Source organism: Fimbriimonadales bacterium (assembly GCA_035559795.1).
Lineage (GTDB): Bacteria > Armatimonadota > Fimbriimonadia > Fimbriimonadales > ATM1 > DATMAR01.
This window is the reverse complement of sequence record DATMAR010000003.1, coordinates 370,390-393,104: the sequence shown is the minus strand read 5'-3', so window position 1 is coordinate 393,104 and position 22,715 is coordinate 370,390. Positions and strand designations below refer to the sequence as shown.

At 47.8% G+C, this 22,715-nt stretch carries 18 protein-coding genes and 4 tRNA genes; 7 read left to right on the top strand and 15 right to left on the bottom strand.

What is annotated here, in order from left to right; translation table 11 throughout:
* Window positions 1–252 precede the first annotated feature (252 nt).
* The 7 genes from VNK96_02450 to VNK96_02420 form a co-directional block, all read right to left on the bottom strand.
* Entirely contained in the window at window positions 253–1,554 is a 1,302-nt protein-coding gene (locus VNK96_02450; GenBank protein HWP30572.1) for a terminase family protein, read from the bottom strand.
* A gap of 383 nt (window positions 1,555–1,937) precedes the next feature.
* Window positions 1,938–2,246, bottom strand: coding sequence for an MGMT family protein (locus VNK96_02445; protein HWP30571.1), 309 nt, complete (start codon window positions 2,244–2,246; stop codon window positions 1,938–1,940).
* A 352-nt stretch (window positions 2,247–2,598) separates the two neighbouring features.
* Entirely contained in the window at window positions 2,599–4,839 is a 2,241-nt protein-coding gene (locus tag VNK96_02440; protein HWP30570.1) for a cation-translocating P-type ATPase, read from the bottom strand.
* A gap of 399 nt (window positions 4,840–5,238) precedes the next feature.
* Entirely contained in the window at window positions 5,239–6,225 is a 987-nt protein-coding gene (locus VNK96_02435; GenBank protein ID HWP30569.1) for a lytic transglycosylase domain-containing protein, read from the bottom strand.
* A gap of 198 nt (window positions 6,226–6,423) precedes the next feature.
* The gene (locus tag VNK96_02430; protein ID HWP30568.1) at window positions 6,424–6,750 is read right to left on the bottom strand and encodes a TlpA disulfide reductase family protein; all 327 of its coding nucleotides are present in this window, start codon (window positions 6,748–6,750) and stop codon (window positions 6,424–6,426) included.
* A complete protein-coding gene (locus tag VNK96_02425) occupies window positions 6,751–7,503 on the bottom strand; it encodes a hypothetical protein (GenBank protein ID HWP30567.1) in 753 nt (250 codons plus the stop codon). It abuts the gene before it with no gap.
* 285 nt (window positions 7,504–7,788) lie between these two features.
* Window positions 7,789–7,880 (bottom strand) — tRNA-Ser (locus tag VNK96_02420).
* Between the two features lie 191 nt (window positions 7,881–8,071).
* Between VNK96_02420 and VNK96_02415 the strand changes: the two genes are divergently transcribed.
* From VNK96_02415 to VNK96_02405, 3 genes are all read left to right on the top strand, one after another.
* A complete protein-coding gene (locus VNK96_02415; protein ID HWP30566.1) occupies window positions 8,072–8,623 on the top strand; it encodes a sigma-70 family RNA polymerase sigma factor in 552 nt (183 codons plus the stop codon).
* 15 nt (window positions 8,624–8,638) lie between these two features.
* Window positions 8,639–9,385: a hypothetical protein gene (locus tag VNK96_02410; protein HWP30565.1), complete on the top strand. Its 747-nt coding sequence runs from the start codon at window positions 8,639–8,641 to the stop codon at window positions 9,383–9,385.
* Window positions 9,386–9,717: 332 nt separating this feature from the next.
* A complete protein-coding gene (locus VNK96_02405) occupies window positions 9,718–10,179 on the top strand; it encodes a tetratricopeptide repeat protein (protein HWP30564.1) in 462 nt (153 codons plus the stop codon).
* Window positions 10,180–10,241: 62 nt separating this feature from the next.
* On the opposite strand, the gene VNK96_02400 is transcribed toward VNK96_02405, so the two are convergent.
* Genes VNK96_02400 through rpsF form a run of 3 tightly spaced genes read right to left on the bottom strand, consistent with a single transcriptional unit; the run spans window position 10,242 to window position 12,047 of the window.
* Window positions 10,242–11,306, bottom strand: a complete 1,065-nt coding sequence (locus tag VNK96_02400) for a bifunctional phosphoglucose/phosphomannose isomerase (GenBank protein HWP30563.1) — start codon at window positions 11,304–11,306, stop codon at window positions 10,242–10,244.
* A complete protein-coding gene (locus tag VNK96_02395) occupies window positions 11,307–11,744 on the bottom strand; it encodes a single-stranded DNA-binding protein (GenBank protein ID HWP30562.1) in 438 nt (145 codons plus the stop codon).
* Window positions 11,745–11,750: 6 nt separating this feature from the next.
* Entirely contained in the window at window positions 11,751–12,047 is a 297-nt protein-coding gene (gene rpsF, locus VNK96_02390; protein HWP30561.1) for a 30S ribosomal protein S6, read from the bottom strand.
* A 374-nt stretch (window positions 12,048–12,421) separates the two neighbouring features.
* On the opposite strand from rpsF, the gene VNK96_02385 reads away from it, so the two are divergent.
* Window positions 12,422–12,496 (top strand) — tRNA-Asn (locus VNK96_02385).
* A 7-nt stretch (window positions 12,497–12,503) separates the two neighbouring features.
* On the opposite strand, the gene ccsA is transcribed toward VNK96_02385, so the two are convergent.
* The 5 genes from ccsA to VNK96_02360 form a co-directional block, all read right to left on the bottom strand.
* Window positions 12,504–14,831, bottom strand: coding sequence for a cytochrome c biogenesis protein CcsA (gene ccsA, locus VNK96_02380; GenBank protein HWP30560.1), 2,328 nt, complete (start codon window positions 14,829–14,831; stop codon window positions 12,504–12,506).
* Between the two features lie 26 nt (window positions 14,832–14,857).
* Window positions 14,858–16,348, bottom strand: a complete 1,491-nt coding sequence (locus VNK96_02375) for a hypothetical protein (protein ID HWP30559.1) — start codon at window positions 16,346–16,348, stop codon at window positions 14,858–14,860.
* A gap of 23 nt (window positions 16,349–16,371) precedes the next feature.
* Window positions 16,372–18,069, bottom strand: a complete 1,698-nt coding sequence (locus VNK96_02370; protein ID HWP30558.1) for a hypothetical protein — start codon at window positions 18,067–18,069, stop codon at window positions 16,372–16,374.
* Entirely contained in the window at window positions 18,066–19,106 is a 1,041-nt protein-coding gene (locus VNK96_02365; GenBank protein HWP30557.1) for a cytochrome c3 family protein, read from the bottom strand. Before VNK96_02365 ends, VNK96_02370 begins: the two co-directional genes overlap by 4 nt.
* A 119-nt stretch (window positions 19,107–19,225) precedes the next feature.
* Window positions 19,226–19,300: transfer RNA gene (locus VNK96_02360), tRNA-Ala, on the bottom strand.
* Window positions 19,301–19,518: 218 nt separating this feature from the next.
* Here VNK96_02360 and VNK96_02355 point away from each other — a divergent pair.
* The 3 genes from VNK96_02355 (at window position 19,519) to VNK96_02345 (ending at window position 22,669) form a co-directional block, all read left to right on the top strand.
* Window positions 19,519–19,595: transfer RNA gene (locus VNK96_02355), tRNA-Ile, on the top strand.
* A 218-nt stretch (window positions 19,596–19,813) separates the two neighbouring features.
* Window positions 19,814–20,740 (top strand): hypothetical protein, encoded by a 927-nt coding sequence (locus VNK96_02350; protein HWP30556.1) that lies wholly within the window; start codon window positions 19,814–19,816, stop codon window positions 20,738–20,740.
* A 192-nt stretch (window positions 20,741–20,932) separates the two neighbouring features.
* Window positions 20,933–22,669: a PQQ-binding-like beta-propeller repeat protein gene (locus tag VNK96_02345; GenBank protein ID HWP30555.1), complete on the top strand. Its 1,737-nt coding sequence runs from the start codon at window positions 20,933–20,935 to the stop codon at window positions 22,667–22,669.
* Window positions 22,670–22,715 lie beyond the last annotated feature (46 nt).

Sequence of the window (22,715 nt, the reverse complement as noted above, 5' to 3'; positions counted from 1 at the left end):
TTTAATGTTTTTTTCAAACCTCGCTTCCCCTTGCGGAGCAGGGGGAACCTTTAAGGGGGGGTTTCTAAAAAAAACACTCCTTCTTTCAATTCTATAATCGTTGTCTTCATCCGTTTCATCGTTCATCCTTTATTTTTATTCGCCTTTACATTCGCGCCTTACGGCGCCCCTACATTTAGTTTTGAAATTCGTTGTATTTCAAACCCGGAGCAGGGAACCTCTAAGGAGAGGGTTTTCATAAATACCTTTCCTCTATCGAAAAAGAGTTAAATGGGGGGGTTGCCATCCTCTTCGCATCCTTCCAAAAATCATCCCTTCGCGATTGTCGGGCAGTATCGAACAAGCCATCGCCAATGCGCAAACCAAATCATCGTGAAAACCCGAAGACGCCGAATAGCGAATGTTTCCTTGCTCATCCGAAATTCCTTCGAAATGCTCCATTTCGCGCAAGAGTTCTGGGTTCGCAGGCAATCGTAAGTGCTGACGCTCCAGCATCCAATTCAATCGCTCGATAATTTCCGTTTTGGAATTTCGTGTAAACGTAAATCCTTCGATATGAGCATCAGGCATCGCCTCTCGCAACTGTTCCGTAACCGGATCACCCACACCCGTTGCGTCGCAGATCAAACGCTTTGCCTTCAACTCCGCACATAAATCAGAAACGCGCGCGATTTGTTCCGACCATCGCAATGCGCTCCATTGCGAAACATGAACGACCTCTGCGCGACGCATCGTTCCGCGCACCGCAACGAATCCAGTCGTGTCTCGATATCTTGCCCAGTCTATGCCGGCGACGGTTTCGCCTTCTGAAACGGTGGGGGCATTCAACGCGGCATCTAATGCTTCTGTACTGAAAACCGCAGAGGAACTGTCTAAAAATTCCGCTTCGTATTCCGTGCGAAATGCACGCTCGGTGAGAATTTCTTTTTGCAGTTCGAGATATTCATGGTCCACCGCTGGATTTTCGATGCTCGGCGATTGCCGACTCCAAAATCCTTTTTCACTGCGCTGACCCATTAGGAAAAAACGATAGAAAAAGTTTCTTCCGCGCGGTGTGCTGATTAAAGTCATGCGACCGTGATGCGCTGCTAATATCGGCATTGCGACATCGGTAATCAAAGATTCCGGAACGAATGCCGCTTCATCCATCAAAATGTGATGTGCTCCTTCGCCTCGTAAATTTTTCGCCTCGTGTCCTGACCTCGCATCCAAAACATGCAGAATGCGCGCTTTCTTATTTCCGCCTTCGTGTACGCGAATCGTCGGATAAGGCGTCGAAACGGCAGTGAAGACGACTCCCGCTGCTAAAAGCATCCACTTCACGCGTTCGAAAACGATTCTCGCTTGCGCCAACGTTGGGGCAATTGCGATTTGACGACTGCTGTCCTTTTCCGTGATTCGATACGCGATGTCCGCCGCCGCGGCATCCGTTTTTCCCCACCTTCTTCCGCACGCCAAAACGCGAAACCTCGCCTTGGAAAGCAGATATTCGATTTGCCCTTTATGCGGCTTCCATCCCGCCTTAGCCAATTTTTTCAAAAATGCATCCAGCATCTCGTTTTTTTAGGGGCTGAGAGAAGAGGGAGTCAACCAATCAAAAGTTATTTCGACAAGGAAATACAATCCAAACTTGGTGCTGAAATTCGAGCAAAACATCTACAAGGAAGGGGTCAATAAATCGCGCCTTATGGCGCTAACTACAATTTGTTGAAATATGCGCGCAATCTGTTATTGTCAAATTGATCTTTATCGACGACTGAGGTTCCCCCTTCGAGTGAAGCGAAGAGGGGGAACCTTTAAGGAGGGGTTCAAAAAAATAAAACTTTTTCTCGTTCCCGAACTCTGTTTGGGAATGCACATATGCTATTCACAAGAAGGATGTATTTTTTGTCCATGGGAATATAATGCTTCGACCTGCAGGGGAATAAACATTCAAGTTAAATTTTCCAGCGATGTTTTTCCATTTCGATGCGCCCCCCCTCGAAGATAACCCCTTCCGCTCTTAGGCGTTTTTCTTGTTCGATGCGAAGTTGCGGCGAGCGTTTGTGGATGGGAAGACTGCCGTCTTTGGCGACGACGCGCCACCAAGGAACGCAGTCCGGAGCACTCGCCATCAGGCGCCCCACCTGAAACCCGGTCGCCGGATTTCGAAGCATTTTCCCTAAATCACCGTAAGAAACGACTTTCCCTTTCGGGATTTTCCTAACGATTTGCCAGAGGTCTTGGAAAGGGTCGTATTTGGTCATCTTTTTTCGTAATAGAAAGATTACTTTAGGGATGGAGTGAAATAAAATGAAAAATTCTTTTTTAAAGTGGTTCGTTGCAACAACCCCAACCATCGGGGTTCCCCTTCGAGCAAAGCGAAGAGGGGAACCCTTGAGGAGGGGGTCGAATAAAACCCTTGCGGAGGACGTATCAAAATTTCTTATACGAATCATTTATTTCAGAAACCCCCTCCGTAAGGTTCCCCCTGCTTGCGCAAGGGGAACCGTTTTCTGGTTTTCTTTCATTCGTATTTACTCGAAAACATATTTGTCAACGATCTGCATTCTGCCCGAAGGAATCGAAGAGAAGAAAAAAATGCAGACGCGGATGCTTTCACGCACGCAACCGCAGCGCGTTCCCAATCACCAAAAGAGAAACTCCCATATCTCCGACCACTGCAAGCCAATAAGGAAGGGGAGTCATGAAACCTGCCGCCAAAAGCAATCCCTTCGTGAACAAACTGAAAACGACATTTTGGATAATGATCGTACGATAACTTTTGCTCAATCGAACGATGCGGGGGATAGAAGCGATTTCATCGTTCAATAACACGATGTCGGCCGCTTCGATGGCAGAGGCGGCACCTGCGGCTCCCATCGCAATCGGCAATGTAGAACGTTGCATGGCGGCGACGTCGTTGATACCATCCCCGACTACCGCAGTCTGTTCTTTTTGCGTGATTTTTTCTACAACTTCCGATTTTTCTTGCGGAGAAGCCTTAGCAATGTAGTTTTCGATTTCGAGATATTCTGCCAAATTGCGAACTGCGTGCTCGTCGTCTCCGGAAAGAAGCGTGATTTTCATTCCTTCGTTTTTCATTTCGCGTATGGCGTTTCTCGCTTCTTCTTTGGGTTTTTCCGCCAAATCGAAACGCGCAATCGGTTCACCATCGAGAGACAAATAGGCAACCGTCCCTTTCCCTTCTTGAGCCCCCCCTGTAAATTGTGCCGAGCCGAGGAGGACTGTTTTGCCGTTGACTTTTCCTGAAATTCCTTTCCCCGGTTCTACGCGCAACTCTTGCACTTCGGGAAGGTCTTCACCGGTTTTCAAACGCGCAATTGCGTTCGCAACAGGATGCGCGCTACGTTTTGCGAGTGCGCAAGCGAGGTGCAGGACTTCTTCACGAGAAAAACTTCCCAGAAGTTCGACATTGCGCACCTCTAATCTCCCATATGTCAAAGTGCCAGTTTTGTCGAAAATCCAATGTTTTATACGGGAAGCGAGTTCCAATTTGCCCCCCCCTTTTATGAGGGCACCGATTTTGCTGGCGACGCCGAGTGCGCGCGCAGTCGCTACCGGAGTAGAAATTACCAAAGCACAAGGACATGCGACCATCAAAAGCCAAAAGGCTTGATGGAGGGACACATACCATGTTTTCCACTGCATGAGGGGGGGCAAAACGGCGAGAACGAGTGCGGCGAAGATAACGGTAGGTGTGTACCAAGCGCTGAAACGGTCAATGAGTTCCTGTTGCGGCGTAGGTTTGCGCTGACCTTCTTCGATGAGTTCTAAGGTTTTTGCGTACAAAGTGTCCGTGAAGGGCTTCTCGCAACGAATGAGAAGATATCCTCCTTCGTTGATCCCCCCCGCCAATACCTTCGAACCGATTTCGACATACGTCGGTTCGCTTTCACCCGTCAACATACTGTAATTGATTGTGCTCGACCCTTCTTCGACGACGCCGTCAATGGGAACTTGCGCGAAGGGAAGAACTTCCACTAAGTCTCCAGGTACGACTTCGTAAACATCTCTTTCTACGACCCCACCATTCGATTTGCATCGCGCGATTTTTGGAGCGGACTGCACGAGTTTTCTGATTTCGTCTTGGGTTTTGAGCATTGCTCCGGATTGAATGATATTTCCGAGCGCGAAAAGCCATGTTACCAATGCCGCTTCTTGCCATTCCCCTATCGCTGCAGCGCCGATGACGGCGATAGTCATCAACGCGTTCATCGTGAAATTCGCACGAAGCAGGGAGAAGATTCCTGAAAGAAGCATCTTCCAACCGCTTACGAGTGCGGCGATCAAAAGAAGACTTCCTTGAACGATTCGAGGTTCAGTGACAAAAAGCGCAGATAACCAAAAAGCCCCCCCTATAGCCAACATCAGGATTTCTTTCGGCGAACTGATCGGCTCCCAGCGGAAAAGTTCTTGCGCGCTGTAACCCATTTGCCGAATCGTGCGTTGAATCGCTTCGATTCCTACCCGATTCAAATCGAATTCCACGGACATGCGGCGGCTCGTAAAATCTACAGAACAAGCGAGAACACCCTCCATCGAAGCAACGGCTTTTTCGATGTCCTTCGCACAAGCAGGACAGTCCATTCCCCCGATTCGCAAGGTTTCATGCGCATAACCCAATGCAACCTCAGACATGATTTTTCGGGCTGTTTCTTCGATGCGTGAAAGGTCGGCGCTTTCTTCGACCTCCACCCAAACTCTACGCTCAGGACGCTCGATGCTTACGCGTTTTACGCCTTTTGTAACTTCGAGGCGATCATGCAAACGCTGTAAACAGGCTTCGCATTCTGCAGCCTCTCGCGGTAAGTGTTCTAAACTGAAATAAAGTTGCAATTATAAAACGTCCCTTTTTATTTTTAAATTATGAACGATTTTAGCAAATGTTTTCTTCGGGTGCAAAAGACGAAAATGTTCATAAAACGAATTTGTGACCGTGTGTACTTTTTTTGGATTGAATTTATTTATAAGTTATTACAAATGTTATTTGAGTTTGTTAGCAAACCGGTTCCCTTGCGCGAGCAGAGTCAACCTTAAGGTCATAAACACAAGAAACTATCAGTTACTCGCAAGTACTCGCATGCGACGTACGCAAAGGCACTTCGCAAGCGGTTTATTCAAAAGTAAAACCGGTTCCCCTTCCGTAAGCAGGGGGAACCTTACGGAAGGGGTCTAAAAAAGCACATTTTTATTTTCGAAGAAAGCCTCTTCGATATAAGGGGGCTAAAAAGAACTCTAATTTCCAGATAATCGCTTGTACCAAGCAATCACTTTTTGAATGTAACCTTGCGTTTCCCTATAAGGGGGCACTCCTCCGTATTTTCGCACCGCCCCCCCACCTGCATTGTATGCGGCAAGTGCGAGGACTAAATCTCCGTATTTCTGTCCGCCAGGTGTAACGATTTTATATTTCTCCAAATGTCCGCGAATCAAACGCACCGTTCCCCATAAGTTCTCGTACGTATCGTAGGCATTCCGTACTCCCATCCCTTTCGCAGTTCCCGGCATGAGTTGTCCCAGTCCCATCGCTCCCTTACGCGAAGTCGCACTCGGATTGAAACCGCTCTCTACGAGCACCATCGCAGTGATCAAACGCGCATCGATCCCATATTGGAGACTGAAGCCGATAATCCCCACCGCGATTTCCCAGGCTTTTTTCTCGTCTAAACGTGGATTCCAACCACGGATGAATTTCGCATATAAAGGAACAGCCTTCACTGCGGCTTCTGACCAACCAGATGGAACTCGTAGAACAGCCGGATGTTTTCCTCGCGTTACCTCCGTTTGTTTTGCTCGGGCTTTGCTTTGCGCTTTACGAGCCTGCTCGGCTTCCCAATAAGCGATTTGGTCTTCGGGAATTGCAGAGATGATTTCTGCTGTCAAAGGCGCAGTTTCATTTTCTCGCTTCGCGAGGAAGATGATTCTTGCGCGCGTATTCGGCACCTCGAGCCATTTGCCAGATTCCAGGGATGAGACCGCAATAGATGAACCGCCAGCACCCTCGAGAAGGAGTTTGGTGATTTCGTCTGTGCGAAGAGTGCCTTTGACGAGGGCTTTCACCTCGAAAACGCCATAGCCTACAAGAGTCTGAAGCGCCGCGCTGGTCGTGGGCTGGGAAATCCCGTATTTCTTGCGAATTTTGAGATACTCCGACAACTCGGAAGCAGAACCGCTCGCAAGCCAGCATCCGAGAAACACAAGAATCAGGGGACCTTTCGCCATTCCGATATTTATAAATTATGGTCGGAAAAGGGGATGGAAAAAATTCTGGCGGAGAGATCGGGATTCGAACCCGAGAAGCCGGTCTCCCGGCTTACCCACTTAGCAGGCGGTGCTGGATAAAATAGGCAATTGTCCCAGGACACAACGTGCAAAGATCAGGTGGGAGGAAAAGTTAAAAAATCAATGCGCTGATATTCCTTATTTTGGGAATTTGAAACCAAGCTCACGAAGTGCTTCTTTGAGTTTGTTATGACTCTCGTCGGTGAATCCTGTCACCAAAAGAATCACTTTCCCTTCGGACGAAATAAGAATATCTGTTGGGAAGCTGTTTATTCCATATAGCTTGCAAACGTTATGTTCCCGTACGCCGTTCAAGGCAACTTGAATCGTAATATTTTCTTTCGCGATAAACTGGCGAATTCTCTTAACTTCGTCGTGAGGATTAATAGCAATGACTGCAAAGCCCTGGTCTTTGAGTTGATTGTAAAGCTCTTGCACGTGAGGCAACTCCTCACGGCACGGAATTCAACCGTAGTACCAAAAGTTAATCAGTACGGCTTTGCTTTTGGTCAGCGTTTTATTGAGACTAACAGTTTCACCATTTGGACCTTTTAATGTGAAATCAGGCGCTTTATCGCCGATTTTGATTTGCGCGTTTACATTTTTTAGGCGAGCGCTGGAAGGTACTTTCCAGATAAAGTCAGATGGCTTCAAAGGCGGATTGAGTCGCAGATTTTCATAGATTGTAATTTCCCACATATCTTCTTGCCTAAGCTCCCAGCCGAGAGGCATCAAAGTTTTAGGATCGACAAAGAAAGTGTTAAACCTCGGGGGTTGCACTATGCCTTTGTAGTCAAGAGAAATGGCTTTACAACTGCGACCATTGAATATTGTGTCTTTAACTGAACGTACTACTAGATAATCCAGCGATTGACCGGTAAATGATTCGAATCCCGGCAATTTTATTGGTATCCTTTTATTGGTTTGCTTAATGACATTCGATATCGAATACTCATTCTCGACTTTGTTGTACCAATAGACATTCATGCCATCGTAGTATTTTTCATTTTGCTTGCTCTTAATCTTATAGTAGTTTGGTTTAAGGACTGCGAATTCATAACGCGTGCTTGTTTTTCCAAAGTTAGTTTTCTCGATCATCACTCCGCTTATAGATTTAGCAGAGGCGAGTTTCGCGTTCACTCTATCGAATAAAGTTTGTGCGCTTTCGATTTGAAAGTTCAACATATTGAACGTCGCAAGAAAAATACCGATTGTCATCGTTTCCTCCTATAGTAACTCTTGACCGACTTACTCGTTGAGAGCTTTGGTGTTTTTAAATCTCTAAAATCTCGCCAAAATTCACGCAACCGTATTTCTTTTGTTTTTGCTTATTTTATGTGTTCATGATGTAATCAGATTTTTTAGAATTTTTTGAGACGTTTTTCCCCATCTCAGTTTGTTCCTCTCATATTGAATTAGCTTTTGCCCTGTTTTATTCGCTTTCTGAGTACTTGATAGATAATCACAGTTCCACTTCACGCTAAAATACCGCCTCAAAAATTCTGGCGGAGAGATCGGGATTCGAACCCGAGAAGCCGGTCTCCCGGCTTACCCACTTAGCAGGCGGGCGCTTTCGACCACTCAGCCATCTCTCCGCTCATATAATTATAAACCACCACGAGGAAAAATGTTCCCTTTCCACGGGTGATTTTTTGGCGAATACACCCGTGGTTTTACGGGAAACCGAATTCTATTTTCAGAAAAGACTGAAAATCCATGCCCGGCGGGAACTCGGTAAAGAGGGTGCGTTGTTAGACTTCGTGGAAAGGTACACTCGGATGCCTAAATGCTCTTCCGAAAGACGAGGAAGCCTGAAGAGTTTGAACGGGCAGTTCGAGAAGTCTTTCCGGCAATCTACAGTACTGCTTTGAGGTTGACTCGTGACCGTGACAATGCGGAAGACTTGGTTCAAGAAGCATTGGTCCGCGCGTACGAAGCCTACGACCGTTTTGACGGGAAGAACTTCAGAGCCTGGGTACTGAAGATTCTCACGAACTTATACATCAATAAGTACCGTGCAGCGCGCCGCAGCCCGACCATCGAGTCTTTAGATGAGGGGGTTGCGGGTGAGATGATTGCTTCCGAAGAGGCTGAGCCTAGCGAAGAACTCTTGGAAGGAGTCATGAGCGAGCAGGTCGAAGAGGCTCTCGCTCAGTTGCCGGAAGAATATCGTACAGCGGTTTTATTGTGCGACGTAGAAGGTTTAAGTTACGGAGATATCGCGGAGGCACTGGAAGTGCCAATTGGAACCGTACGTTCGAGAATCGCTCGTGGAAGAGCGATGTTGAGAAATTTGCTTTTAGAATATGCGAAGACGCAAGGCTATTTGAAAAGATAGCAAAGGAGAATAGCGATGGATGATTTCTTAAAAATCCACGAATATGCAGATAACGCTTTAGAAGGGGAAGAGCGGAGCAACGTGGAAAAACTCCTCGCAGAATCAGAAAAACATCGCCGTGAATACCTCGCAGTTCTACAGATTAAACTCCTTCTCAAAGAAAAACTCCCAGCGGTAGATTCAAAACAAACCGATGCCGCTTGGGAAAAATGCCAAAACCGTATACATGAATTGAAAAAAGTTCTGCAATCCGAACGTTTTATAACCCGCTTCAGCCCCGCTCTCGCCGCTTGCATAATGTTCGTTATTCTCGCAGGGGCTTATTTTTACCGGACAAGCCCCTCGAGCCACCCCTCATCGCAAATCGCTCACTTGATGAGCGCCTCTTCCGCCGGATTGCCTTCTTTTCGCCCATCGAATCCGAATTTGACTGAAACGTGGGTCAAAGAACGCCTCGGAAAGCCGGTCGAGTTGCCGTCTCTACGCCGCCACCGATTGACCCCGGTGTTAGCCGAGGTTATTCGCTGTAATGGCAAACCATGCGCCGTCCGGGTGACGTTTACGGACTACATCTCGGATTATTACTTGCTTATCCTTCCCAAAGAGGAGAATTTAACAGAAGGATTACAAATCGAAGGCTATCCGGGGGTAAGATACTTGCAAATTGGCCGTATGAATGCGGTAAGCTGGATTTCAGGAGAGACGAGGATGATATTGATAGCCTCACAACCAGTTTCAGTATTGCTTTCTATGCTCAAATAACGACTTTTATACACACTCTCTCCTCCCCCAAGCCCCCGGACCCGCCCGCCGGGGGCACCTTTTTTTAGCAATCCTTTTTTAGGACAATCGCTTCGTAATTCCTGCCTGTTTTTCGAAAATCATTTCAAGAGAGTCGGTTCGTACTTTTTGCTTTGGAAAATATCCGTTGCAGAAAGAACGTATTTAAAAAAATCAGAAAAAGGAGGCATGGAATGGCAGTAACAGAATTGACTTGGTTGAATAACCTCGATGAAGCGTTCGATCTATCGAGCCGTTCGGGTGAGCCCGTGTTCGTTGATTTCTTTTCGCCTCACTGAGGTGGGTGTCAAGAAATGGGTACCGTGACGTATCCCGATGAAAGAGTAATCAACTTTTTAGAAAAGAATTTCGTTCCCGTTAGGTTGGATGTTACGGAAGAATCACCGAATATCAAAGAATGGTCTCATAAAATGTCCCAACTTTGGACGCCGTGTTTGATCGTTTTAGATAGCGACAGACGCGAAGCGAGACGAGCATACGGTTATCTACCTCCGAACGAGTTTATTGCGGAATTGAAGATGGGGCTTGGAATGATAAGCATGCTTCGTGGTGATTATGAGAATGCATACACAATTTTCCAAGGTGTGCTCAACAATCATCCGGATAGCGCAGTCGTTCCGGAAGCGTTGTATTGGTGCGGCGTAACTGCATACAAGCGCGACGGAAAAGCAGAAAAATTAGTCGAGCATTGGAAGGAATTGAAGAATCGCTTTCCGCAGAGTATTTGGTGGACGAAGGCTTCGTTTATCGAATAAAACATCTCTTCAAATGGTATGCCGTTCACATATGTGGATGGCGTGCGCTAATTGATTTTCGTTCAATGCGCTTCGCGCAGAGCGGTTTTTAGTTTGTCTATTGCCTCTATACGTGCAGGGTCCACTTCGTAAAGTGCGGCTAAATACAAACTCGTGAAATCACCGAAGTATGCCAAGGTGAGCATTTGCGTAAGAAGCGAATTGCCCCGTGCTGTAACCGTATAAAGTTCCGTTTTATCTCGAATCAAATCCGAAGTTACCCGCGCGCGAATTTGCATTTTTTTGCTTTCGAAGCCCGATTCCAAAAACACACAAACCCAATAGCGAACATTTTGCCGAGATGCCAAAGTCCAACCCACGATTTCGTTGTGATTCAATTCCGGAAAAGCGTTCGCGAAAGCCATGACTTTCGCGTTTTCGTTGATTTGGCATTTCCATCGATTAGAGACCACCCCTTGCCAAGATCCTAAACCGTAAATTATCGGAAGTCTTCCGAAAAGTCGCGCTGCAAGCCCTTTCGTGAGATTTCCAGGAAGAGGTTTTTCAGGATTCCAATCGTCCCTACATCTTTCGAGCACCGAAAAAGCCTCTTCGAAAGGGGCATTCGGCAAATAACTTAATGCACAAATCGTATAGAGCATAGGAACGAATAGATATCCGAAAGCCATGCGGGGGGGCAGACCCGAAGGAAGCAAAATCACGGGAAAACCTTTTTCGTTCGCGAGCCTCCGTAATTCTCCACCCGTCGTTATGGCAAGTATCGAGGCGTTTCGTTCGAGTGCTTCATTCGTTGCGGAGAGGGTTTCTTCGGTATTACCGCTGTAACTGCATGCGATAAAGAGCGTCTCCTTATTTACGAAGTTGGGAATCGAGTAATCGCGCACGACGAAACAGGGAATGTTCGATTCGGCTTCCATGAGCGAACGCAAAAAATCCCCCCCAGCCGCGGAGCCACCCATGCCAGAAACGACGATGTGCGATTTTCCTTTGTATTCCGAAGGAATCTCCACCTTTTCGGAAAGCGAAAGGGCTTTCCGGCATTGATCCGGAAAGCCCAAAGCGAGACCCATCAACCCGCTGGGGTCGTTTTTTACTACGAACCCAGGGTCGTTCAGCCTTTCAGGCACTTACTCCTCCGCAAACGGGTCGTATTCTTCGGGTTCTATCCCTCCGGTGCTTGGAACTCCAGCCATAGCCTCTTCAGGTTCAACCACTGCAACACCTTCGGTGCCATCTCGCGGGCGGTCGAGTAGCGCAACATTATCTGCGACTACCTCGATAACTTCTCGATTAACGCCGTCGTTTCCGACGTACCGGCGTTGGTCGAGTCGCCCGTCAACGGCAATCATTCGTCCCTTTTGAGCGTAATTCGCTAAAAATTCCGCGCTTTGGTTCCAGGCGATACAACGGATAAAGTTCGCGTCTTTTTGATTCGGGTCCGCAGGTTTTATCCGTTTTTGAACAGCGAGTGTGAACCGAACGAGGGGCTTTCCACTTGCAGTGGTTTGGAGTTCAGGGTCTTGAGTCAAACGTCCAGTGAGAACTACACGATTGATAGATGCCATATTCTTTCACTCTTTTTTGAAGATTCTTGCGCGTATCACTTCGTCACTGATTCGAAAAATCCTTCTCAGTTCCGAAGGTACGTGTGGAGGAGCCTGGAATTCCAAAAGCAAATAATTCCCCTCGGTATTGCCTTTGATGGGGTAAGCCAGCTTTCGTTTATCCCAAACTTCCGCCTTTTGGACTTTACCACCCTGCTCCTCGATAACGCGAGAATGCTTTTCCAGGATAGACTGGAGCGCTTCCTCGGTGAGGTTAGCCGGGACAATGTAAAGAGCCTCGTACGCGCGTAAATTGTTCGTCATTTTTCCTCCCTATGGTCTCCGGTCCCATTTCGAAAAGGGACAGAGAGGATGGATTCGCTATCTTACCCTAAGCAATAACACAGAGCAACACTTTGAGGGGTGATTTTCGTATTCGGTAGCATCTGTGTTTAGTTTATAAGCCCTTACTTCTTTTTGTAAGGATTTATTTTTTGCCTATGAAATAGGAACGGCGGTTTTGTAAGACCAACGAGCACTGACCCTGACTCGACAAAACCCTTCCGTTGCTTTTCTTGGGAATGTGATGAAAAGAGGGCTTAAAGGCGTTTATAATTGTGAGAAGGCTTTTCTCCGAAATGTCGAGGTCGTTTCGGATTTTGCCGAGGGTAGTTTTGTAGGAGCACTTCGAAGAGATTTGCCGCGTAGCTCAGTGGTAGAGCAGCTGACTGTTAATCAGCGGGTCGCTGGTTCGAATCCAGCCGCGGCAGCCAATTTTCACTAAACATTTTGTAAAGTGCTCACATTTCTTCTATACCAAGCAGTGAGGAGGCAGCCGAAAGTGACAATCGCTGTCCCTAACCAAACGAGGAGTGTCATGGGCTTGTAAAAGATCTCGACAGAGTAAAGCGGTTTTTTGAAATAAATCTGTACGAATGCGGTTTTATCGGTCCAGTCAATGTCTTTCAACTCGACTTGGTAAGATTTGCCCAAATTCACCAAGTTGGATTCTGTTTTCGTCGGCGAATAATGGATTGCAGGTTTTAGGATTTGTGAGCCTACGTGAGAAGTCGCTTCAATAATTGCGGAAACAGTGATTTCATCGGAATTTTTGTTTTCTTTAGGTCCGTCCAACCCGCGGTATTCGAGGCGAAAGCCTTGAAAAGCAATTGAATTTCCAGGCTTTAGTGGGATGACTTGCGATGCGCGTGCCTCTCGCGCATTTACAGAAACGTAAAAGTCGTATAGGGCACGACGCTCGATATAAGGCCAGACCATGAGTTTCGGCTCGTCACTACCGTCGTTATAATAATAAAGTCCTGGACTCGCGACGAATTTGTCTTTATGATTCGTTATGTCGAACAAAACTTTATTATCACGGTTAGTTAAGTTCGAAGTATGTCCACGAAATGCGATTAAATAATCGAAAAGAGCAGGTGCGGGTGTTCCTTCTTGAATTAAAATGCGTGTCTTTTGTTCGAATACTTGAGAAACGATAAGCCCTGCCATCAATACGGCAACTCCGATGTGCACGATAAAAGGTGCTGTGCCTGCCTTCGAAGTTTTGAAAAGTTCGAGCATCCTAACGATATTTGCAGCGATAACGAGATAAAGAATAGCAAGAAACGCCATAAGTAAAGGAAAGACTCCGATTTCATATCCACCGAGCATCGTCAATGAACTATTCAAAGGCAGTCGGTTCGATATCGGAAGGGCGGTAAGTGCTAACGCTGTAATGCCCGTCATCCCGGCGGCTACACAAACGACGTTATAAATCTTTTTAAAAAATTCTTTCGGTGGGAGAGGTCGCCAGGAAACGAGAGGTGCAGTTGCCATTCCGAGCATTAACGGAAAGAAAAGCCAAACGAGCACGCGATTATAAACGAAGCCCTCGACGATTCCTGGTTTCGCTCCCTTCAATGCCATAAACAGGGGCACGCTCATGCCTACGAGTGTGAGCACTGCAATCGCTGCGAGAAGAGCAACACCGAACCGATAAAATCCTTCGAGATGTAGTCCTTTCTCCTTATATTCGCGACTTGTGGTTTGTGTCGGTGCTCTGAATAGTTGAGCAATCCAAAGTGCGATGAATGCAACCAATGCAGCAGAAAGAATGCCCACTAGCAGTTTCAATGCAGTGCGATCCATTTCAGCGAAACTGTGCACGCTGGCGTCGCTCAAAACACCGGAGCGCGTGAGGAATGTGCCATACATGAAAGAAAGAAATGGCATCGCGGCAAGTAATAGGTTCGTGATGATCCATTTACCCCTCGTGACTTGAACCATGACACCGTGAACGAAAGCAGCGGTAAAGATCCATGGGACTAAGCTCGCGTTTTCCACTGGGTCCCACGCCCAAAAGCCCCCCCATCCTAAAGTTTCGTATGCCCAGAGTCCACCCAGGCATAACCCTGCACCGACAAATGCCAAAGAAACAAGAGCCCAAGGGCGCACTGCTTTTATCCAATGAACCGTGTCGCGTGTCGCCATTGCCGCGAAGGAATATGCGAACAAAACGGTCAACGACCCGAATCCCAAAAAGATGACGGGGGGGTGAACGACGACCCAATAATTTTGCAGTGCAGGTGATAACCCGACACCATCGCGCGGAACTACGGGTTGACCGCCCAACAGGTTCAGTGCAAAAGGTGTTTCGAACGCTAAGATTCCACTAAGGGCAAAAAGAAACAATGCATAAACAATCGTGTACCAGCGACGGTAATGTCCTGTATTCTTGACGGAGAGAACTCCGAAAATCGCTGAAGTGACAGCCCATAAAAGGAAACTGCCCTCTTGCCCTGCCCATACTCCAGCGATTTTAAGCGGTATTGGATTTGCGGACTCGCCATGCCCCCACACATAAGCGAATTCGAAGCGGTCGAAAACGAATAAAACCGCCAACGATAGGATCGCGCCGAAAAGTGAATAGCATCCGATGTTGAAGGATAATGCGCCTATCCGTTCGAGTCGCTTGTTGTTCTTTGCGAAAACCCAAGCGAGGATGGATACGAAAGAAAACACTGCACTGGAATAAATAAAGAGGCGCCCCAAGACGCCTATCGTAAGCGTCCACGACGGGGGGGCGGCTGCTAATAAAGGTTCATTCACTTTAAAATCTCATTAGTAACACATTTTCAATCTCTATCTATCTCGTCAGCGCGTCGTGCTTTCGCTACGTCTTCGAGAATTGAGCGCAGCATCGCATCTTTGCTCGGCATTTTCTTGGATGCGGATGCTTTCGGGCCTAATGCATCCATATTTTCGTTGGCAACGATGATTAACAGTCTCGCGTATGCGGAATTATGGATTGCCCATGATGCATCCCTGATGATGAAGTAATAATTGTGGCGAGCGCGCTTAACCTCTATCGGGATTTGGCTTTGGTCGGAATACCCACCGTTTGCAGTGTATTCCCACGCATTGGAATCGCCGAATGTCGCTTGTGCCCAATTCTCCAATCTGGTTTTTAGAGCATACGTTTTGTATATCATTTCGTCCTTGAGTGCGGAAGCACGAGCGGCAGCGTCTGCGGCTGTATGACACGGTGCACAACCCGTATCGTAACTCACTGTGAACGTGTGTCGAGAATCACCCATATGACAATGGCTGCACTGTCCCGGTGCGGTTGCATGCGCTGTAACCTCTCCGACATTTCCGTTATCCACTCCACCGATTCCCATCAGCATATTGAATTGGTTGCTGTCGTGCATGCTCGGTCTCGTGGTGTTTTGTTGAAGCGCGGTATCAGAGGGGTCGGTTCCTCGACCGTTGTGGCATTCCGCACAGATATGGTTGAATTGAGTGAATTGGGGGGGCTTAGTGCCAGGACCGATCTGAGAGGTGTCTGTATTGAAGACCAAATGCCTGAGTTGAACTTCTTTCCCTTCCCACGTGAGGTTTCCAGTGACGCGATGCGGGTCGTGACAGACGACGCATGTTGCTGTGTAGGGAAAGTTATCGAGTGTCGTCTTTGCAAGCTCTACGATCTCTTCATTCGGCAAAGTCGAAAAATCTATGCCTTTTTCACTTATCGAAGTGCGAACGAGCGCACTATGACAAACGATGCACCAAGTATTTTTTTGCCCAGAAGGATTGCTAATGGCGGAGTTTATCGGAGTTTCGACGAGTTCGCTGTGTGCGGAGGCTTCCCATTCTTCGAAAGTCTTGCCATGACATTGAGCGCATACGTAAGAGGAAATCGCTCCTGGGAAAGTCAAAATATTCGTCTTCGAAGGCGAGGCGACGTGCTTGCTGCCAGGACCGTGGCAACGTTCGCAACCGACATTGTTTTGCCCATGTTTCGTTACCAACCAGTCTTGGTAATGGGAAGAATGCCTCCCTCCTCTACTCGAGCCTCGGCCAAGGTCTGCTAAGGTGAGGGAAGAGCGAGCGCCTGCATCATGACAAGCATCGTTGCTGCATGCTTCCGAACCAACATATGTGGCCGTTTTCTGTTCGTCGGAAAGCAGTGCCCAAAACTCTTGTTCGTATCCGCCACCTTCGCCACCGCCGCCACCACCTATCGGTCCTCCGGCGCCGCCACAGTTTTGTATGAAAAGTGTTGCTGCAAGACCGGGGATGATAGCGAAAGCTGCAAGTAAATATTTTATAATTTTGTGTTTCATGGTTTATCCTCCGTTTTCATTTTCTATAATTTCCAGTGTGCCGAAATTGTGAATACACTCGCTCGATAATTCATTTGATTCATAACTGCATCTTCGTATTGCCAAGGAGAAAATGAAACAGAAATTTCATTTCCCGTCGGTGCAACATAGCGAAACGAGAAATTCAAAAACTTGCCTGTTACATTTCCGTCGCGGAGCATCAATAGGTTATCGTTATCCGTAACGAATTCGTTGTAGGTTGCGGATAGATACAAGCCTTGTTCTGCCATCCAATTGATGCCCGCCGAAACCGTCCTGCTTCCGGGAAAGAATTGGTCTAAAGCTCCCGAATTCGGAATGGTATCGTCACCGCTTACACGACTGAACTCTCGAACAAATTCGACAAATGCGCTGACGTTTTCATTGATGTCCCAATTTCCACCTAACGTGAACGAGTTCGTTTCGTTATCTACGAATCGCTCTTCATTTTTCAGAAATTTATGCGTCCAAATGATAAAGGCTGCATAGTTTTCACCGACTTTATCGAGTTTCACTTGTCCGAACGCTTTGGTGTCCCAATAAAGCGGTCTATCGTCATCGGTGAAGAACTTCGGCTGACTTTTTAGTTTTGTTAAGAATCCTCGTGCAGTCAGTCTGAGACCGTCACCGAGTTTGCCCGTCAGCCTCGCCTCGGCGCTGTTCCATATCGGTACGTCTACGAACGATTGGTCTGCCCGCAAACGCTCTTCTTCGATGTGTTTGACACCGAGATTCAAAGACCAATTTTCCCAGTGGTGAACGAATTTGGCAATTGCCGAGAAACGTTCACGTACGCGAGCATTTTGAACATCCGGTAAATCGAGTTCATCATGCCGAACAGAAAACGCAAGTCCGGTGGAGGGTCCCATGTCCCAATTGCCCCCGAATGACAACGTCGTTACTTTATTGTCGCCCCACCCAGGATGGGTAATTTCAGAACGTGAGAACGAGCCTTCGAGGCCTAAAGTTTTCGAGAACATTCGGTTGTAGTTGATGCCGAATTGTTTATTCTCGATGCCGGGGAGAACTTCCGTTTTATCTCGATATGTCCAATCCGTGAAACTTAACCCGATTTGTCCACCGGCGAACGGATTGAAAAGGGATGCATCGAATAAATGATGACGCTGGATTAAATCGGGAGAGGGTGGTTCGGAAAAGTGATTCTGGTTATCTACCTGATAACGAATCGTTACCTTTCCTGCAAATCCGATTTTCTGACGGAAATATCCTTCGAAGTTTTTTCTATCGCTTACTTCGATGGGCAGCGGCGTGGTTTCTTTGAAATTAGCATCCGATAGTTTTGCTTCCAGAAGCGTACCGCCATAAAATCCCACTGCGTCCAATCGAGCGTTGTAGTCTTGATAGGGAGCACCGCTGAATTGAAAACGTACATAGTTCGTTCCTGGGGCATTCAAAGACAAAGCATTCCATTTTCGAATAGCGAATCCGTGAGGGGGGGTGGAGTATCTTCTGAAAACGCTTTCGTTTCCCCTGAGATTCCAATCCCACCAGCCGAAATCGATATCAGACAAGAAATATTTGACAGGTTCTTCCTGTACCTCTTGTGCTTCGTTTTGTGGTTCTGGTGGCTGTTGTTCGGAATCCTGCGAAAAAGATGTCGTCAAAGAAATTGCAAACGCAATCAATAACCCCCCCGCATTTCGTGCGGGTGTAGAAATATTCCAGCGTCGCTCGTTTTTCATCGGCTTAAAAACCTCGGGTCGGAATTCGAACCGTGGATGGCTACATGGCAATTCGCAGTCCAGCATGTGTTTCCTGGGTAATGGTTCGTGAGTTTGTCGGTATGACATTGAGCACATAACCCCCTGGAAAATCCTTTCAACAGGCTCGGGTTGTGTGAACCATGTGGCTTATGGCATTCCGCGCAGCCTTCACCTGACCAACCTGCTACGGGGTCGTGCTCATAAACAAAAGGTCCTGCGATATCTCCATGACATCGCACGCATTTGTCTTTTACTAAGTTGATTCGCTTTGAAGCAGAGTCGGTGGGGTGAATTTCATGACAATCCGTGCAAACCATTCGAGCCTCGGGAACAGGATGATGAGTATTTAGGCGAAATTCCGAGGCTTCTGCTCGATGGCACGATGAACACATCGTAGCCTCATCCCCTTTGAGCAGTCGCTTATCAGGTTGTGGGTAGGGATAAGGGCGAAAAGAAGAATGAGGTTTCTTTTCATCCGCTACTGGATGAATGCGGTGACAAGAAACGCATGACACATCCGCTTGAGCGTGTGCCGTTCGGCTCCACTGGTGACTTTGCATTGTGGTTTGATGGCACCTCAGACATGCAGCGGCTACCTCTTTCGGTTTTATCTCTCCATAGGCGATAACGCGCGGATTGCTTTCGTCGAGATGGAACTTGCCCGGCCCATGGCATCCTTCACAACCTTGTTTGTCCAAAGAAAGATGAGGGTCCTGTGAATAAGGGGCATGAGCGGATAGTCTGAAGTTTGCATATTCATCGGAATGGCACTCTTCACACGCCTTCGAGCCGATGTAGTCCTCAGGCTTTGCTTGAGCGAAAAGGTCGAGAGGGAATTTCTCTTGGGCGTTGCTGGCTTTCTGGGTGGCTGCGAGCATAGCGACTAAACCGATGGCTAAAAAAACAGTCGAAAAGCGCGGTGCCCGGCGTGCACTATATACATTTAGCAACCCATTCCTTATCAGCCCATAAGGTGCCAAATTTCGAAAGACGTTTCGGTGCTTCTCCCTACTCATGCATTTATACTTTCGACCTCAAAGCTCTTCTCGTGCTATGACAAACGTCATATTTTAACAAATTTAGGGAAAAATGAACAAAATAAAGTAGAGAAAAGTAGAGTCGAGAATAAAAAAAGTGGTGGAGGTAGCCGGATTCGAACCGGCGACCCCCTGCTTGCAAAGCAGGTGCTCTCCCGCTGAGCTATACCCCCATTGCGAGGATTGAAAAGGATACCTTAGCCGTTTGTGTTAACACTAAAAGAAGCAAGTCTTATTTCAAAAACAACGCATAAAACATTCGACAATGCATAAAAACACGTGCTTCGAGGAAGCGAGGTGTAACACAAATAGGCGCGTAAACTAGGTATGTAAGAAAACGCCTGTCGAAGGTGCATTGACACACTCGGTATACTTTCGAATTACATCGGGAGGGCTCATAGCTCAGTTGGTTAGAGCGCGCCCCTGATAAGGGCGAGGTCGGTAGTTCGAATCTACCTGGGCCCACCATGATTCACAAATTCAATAAGCATCCTAGTCCGCAATACACATAAGAGAGCTTGTGACTCGCTATTCCAGTAGAGTTTTTATGTGACTCGGAAACCCAAAGTGAAAGATTCGTAGATTTTTATTTATTTTTGGCTAAAACCTCAAATTTACGCCTTATTTCCATAATTTTTGTATATAATGCTTCTCAAGTACCCCGTTCAGCTATTTGGAGGTGAAAGATGCATTCTTGGATTACTTGGTTCAGCGTTATTGCCGCACTTCATTTTGCTCCGCAGGGTGGTGCAGATAACGCGACCGTGGTCGCTATCATCAAGGACAGCAAGGCGCTTGCTGCGCTGCTCAATAAGTTGGCAGAAGCAGAACCGGTCGGCATTCGTACGGAAGCGGAACCTGTCGGGAAGCCGGCATCACGGCTCAAGGCGATGTTTGCAGAACCCTTAAGCATTGTGCAATTCGACTATATCGAACCTATCAACGACGTGCTCGGGCTTGTGCAGGTTGATGGGAGTGGTGAGTACCTTCTGATTTACCATCCTGCAGAACCTGTTGGACGTCCAGGCTTAGTATTGGGTGAAGAATTACGCATTGGTACGCGTGTCTCGTTGGATCTAAAAGCTGGCACAGGCTCGGTGCGCTCGCTCGCCAAACCGGGTTCCAATTACACAGTACGTGTCCTCCGAAAGCCAGCTGGAGGAGGGAAAGAAGCGTCTGAAGCTTGGGAAATCACGCCTAATTCAAAACTTCGCGGAGTCACTGGACGGCTGATTGCAAAGTTCCCCGAACGCACAGATAGCGGAGCGAGGTTTTTCCATGTTTACAAAGCTGGAACAAAAGAAGAGGTGCATCCAACCACAACCGAGCCGCTATTGTTGCCTCAGGGTGAATACGATGTAAGAGTAGTAGATGTAATTCTCGCTAAAGTCCCCATCAAGGCAGGGCACGACACGCGCATCAAGATTGGCGCAGTAACCTTCGCTGGTGGAGGAAATACGGTCTATCACGTTTATGACGCCAAAGGTGAGAAAGAGCTCTTTGTTATGGCTGCGAACCAAGTGAGGCCAATGCCGGTTGGGAAATATGCAGTCAAGATGGGGAGCACTCTGGTTCAATTCGAGATAAAGGATGGCGAAGTGACGGAACTTTAGATTCTGCAAGCCTCTTTTCTTCTTTCTTCTTCAGGAAGACAATGTAACTGACGTGCTTCAAAAACGAGAGACATAGACCCGCTAAACAAACGTCAAATTTTCGTAAAGACGCATAGCGTAAACATCTCTTGCGCTATACTCGTTTGAGAATTATCGTGAACCTTTTAAAAGAACTCCTCGGAGGTAACTCTAATGCATAGGGCTCGTACGCTTTCGATTGTTGCTTGTTTGGTTTTTACGGCATCGGTTTTCGCAATAGCCGGACCTGTTCCTTTAGCCTGGCGATGGACGGGAAAAACCGAATCTCCGCCAGCGGCAAGACCTGTGTTCAAAGACGGGATGGTGATTGTCCCTGTGGGCAGAAGGGTCTACGCTCTGGATGCGGTTACCGGCGCGAAAATTTGGAATTTCCCACCTGGTGACGAACCAGCCGGTGAATTTAGGAGTTCCCCTGCTGTTGCCGACGACATGGTCATCGTTTCGAACGGAAATCGCCTCACCTATGCCATCGAAGCGAAGACCGGCAAACTCAAATGGTCGTTTATCGATAGCGCAGTTGCCAGACATATTCTCATCGATGGCAGTGTAGCGTTCCTTTTTACGACGGACGACAGAATCGTTGCTTTGAATACCGCAGACGGCACGAAAGCATGGAGTAGTGACTATGAAATCAAGGATTCAGTAGCGGGCGAACCAGTGGTCGTTTCGAATCATCTCGTCTTTTTCACGACCTTGGGGCGTTTGGTTGCTGTTCATACCTCCTCGAAAAAGCAAGTTTGGGAACTCAGGGTGCATACGGTGCATCCCGATGCAAAGCCTTTCGTTTTCGGAGATTCCCTGTATATCGTTTCCGGCTCGCAAGTTGCGCGAATTAGCCCCAGAAACGGAATGATTATCGGTAGACCATTGACTTTGCCGGAAGTCGTTGCCGTTGCACCTGCGATTACCCCGAAAGGAGGTGTCGCCCTAACGGAAGATTCGAAGGCGTACTTTTTCGACTCTAACCTGCGTTCCTATCACCGTGAACCCGTCGCTTTGAAGGGTTATCTCGGTGGACCTCCGCAAGCTGTAGGAGACAATATTCTTGTTCGAACGAGAAACGGCACGATTTATTTATTGGACCCAGCAAGGCCTAATTCACCGATTCTTTGGGAATATACGACTCTTCCTCTTCCGGGAACTATGCGTGCAGTGAGTGGTGGCGCTGGAGCCGGTGGTTATGGAGCTGGGGGGGGCGCTTCTCTCGGTGGGGGTAGAGGCGGCGGTGGTGGTGGAACTAGCGCTGGCGGCGGCCGTGGTGGCGGTGGTGTAACCACGGGCGGTGGGGGCGCCGGTCTGGCTGGCGGTGGCGGACAGGAAGCCACCGGTGGTGGAGGCGGTGCTGCCGGAGGGCAAATGGTTCCAGCAGATTACGTCGCCGTTTTAGGCGAATTGGCGGTGACACCCGAAGCGATATACGCATTAGCCGAAGATGGAAGTGTTTTTTGTTGGAGCAGTAAATTCGGAGTAGATGAAATAGGACCGAAGATCGCCATACTCACCCCCCCCATGGGTTCTGCGATTTCAGGACAGCCCGGCGTGGATTTCATTTTCCGAGTGGAAGACCAAGGTACTGGCGTTATGTCGAAAAGTCTTCGAGTTACCTTCAACGACCAAGACGTGAAATACGAATACGATCCAGCGAACGGTTACATTTTCGTGCGAATACGCGAGCCAGGAAGCACCACACCCGGTTCGAACCCCCCCTTGGCAGATGGCAGGAAAGTGATTGTCGTCTCAGCGGCGGATTGGGCTGGAAACGTATCCATGCGCACATTCCACGTCATCGTAGATAACACTCTTCCTGTAACGAAAGAGAGGATTATCGACACCGGTCGCGGAACAGGAGGCGGTGGATACGGTGGTGGTTATGGAGGCGGAGGCAGATAAGTCATACGCCTTGATTCTCTGACTCCCTCGAGTGCATGATTTATTG

Coding starts and splice junctions, on each gene's coding strand:
- VNK96_02435 (HWP30569.1), bottom strand. CDS start 6,225: ATGGCGAAAGGTCCCCTGATTCTTGTGTTTCTCGGATGCTGGCTTGCG.
- VNK96_02410 (HWP30565.1), top strand. CDS start 8,639: ATGGATGATTTCTTAAAAATCCACGAATATGCAGATAACGCTTTAGAA.
- VNK96_02405 (HWP30564.1), top strand. CDS start 9,718: ATGGGTACCGTGACGTATCCCGATGAAAGAGTAATCAACTTTTTAGAA.
- VNK96_02375 (HWP30559.1), bottom strand. CDS start 16,348: ATGAAACACAAAATTATAAAATATTTACTTGCAGCTTTCGCTATCATC.
- VNK96_02395 (HWP30562.1), bottom strand. CDS start 11,744: ATGGCATCTATCAATCGTGTAGTTCTCACTGGACGTTTGACTCAAGAC.
- VNK96_02425 (HWP30567.1), bottom strand. CDS start 7,503: ATGACAATCGGTATTTTTCTTGCGACGTTCAATATGTTGAACTTTCAA.
- VNK96_02445 (HWP30571.1), bottom strand. CDS start 2,246: ATGACCAAATACGACCCTTTCCAAGACCTCTGGCAAATCGTTAGGAAA.
- VNK96_02450 (HWP30572.1), bottom strand. CDS start 1,554: ATGCTGGATGCATTTTTGAAAAAATTGGCTAAGGCGGGATGGAAGCCG.
- VNK96_02350 (HWP30556.1), top strand. CDS start 19,814: ATGCATTCTTGGATTACTTGGTTCAGCGTTATTGCCGCACTTCATTTT.
- VNK96_02345 (HWP30555.1), top strand. CDS start 20,933: ATGCATAGGGCTCGTACGCTTTCGATTGTTGCTTGTTTGGTTTTTACG.
- VNK96_02370 (HWP30558.1), bottom strand. CDS start 18,069: ATGAAAAACGAGCGACGCTGGAATATTTCTACACCCGCACGAAATGCG.
- rpsF (HWP30561.1), bottom strand. CDS start 12,047: ATGACGAACAATTTACGCGCGTACGAGGCTCTTTACATTGTCCCGGCT.
- VNK96_02415 (HWP30566.1), top strand. CDS start 8,072: ATGCTCTTCCGAAAGACGAGGAAGCCTGAAGAGTTTGAACGGGCAGTT.
- VNK96_02365 (HWP30557.1), bottom strand. CDS start 19,106: ATGAGTAGGGAGAAGCACCGAAACGTCTTTCGAAATTTGGCACCTTAT.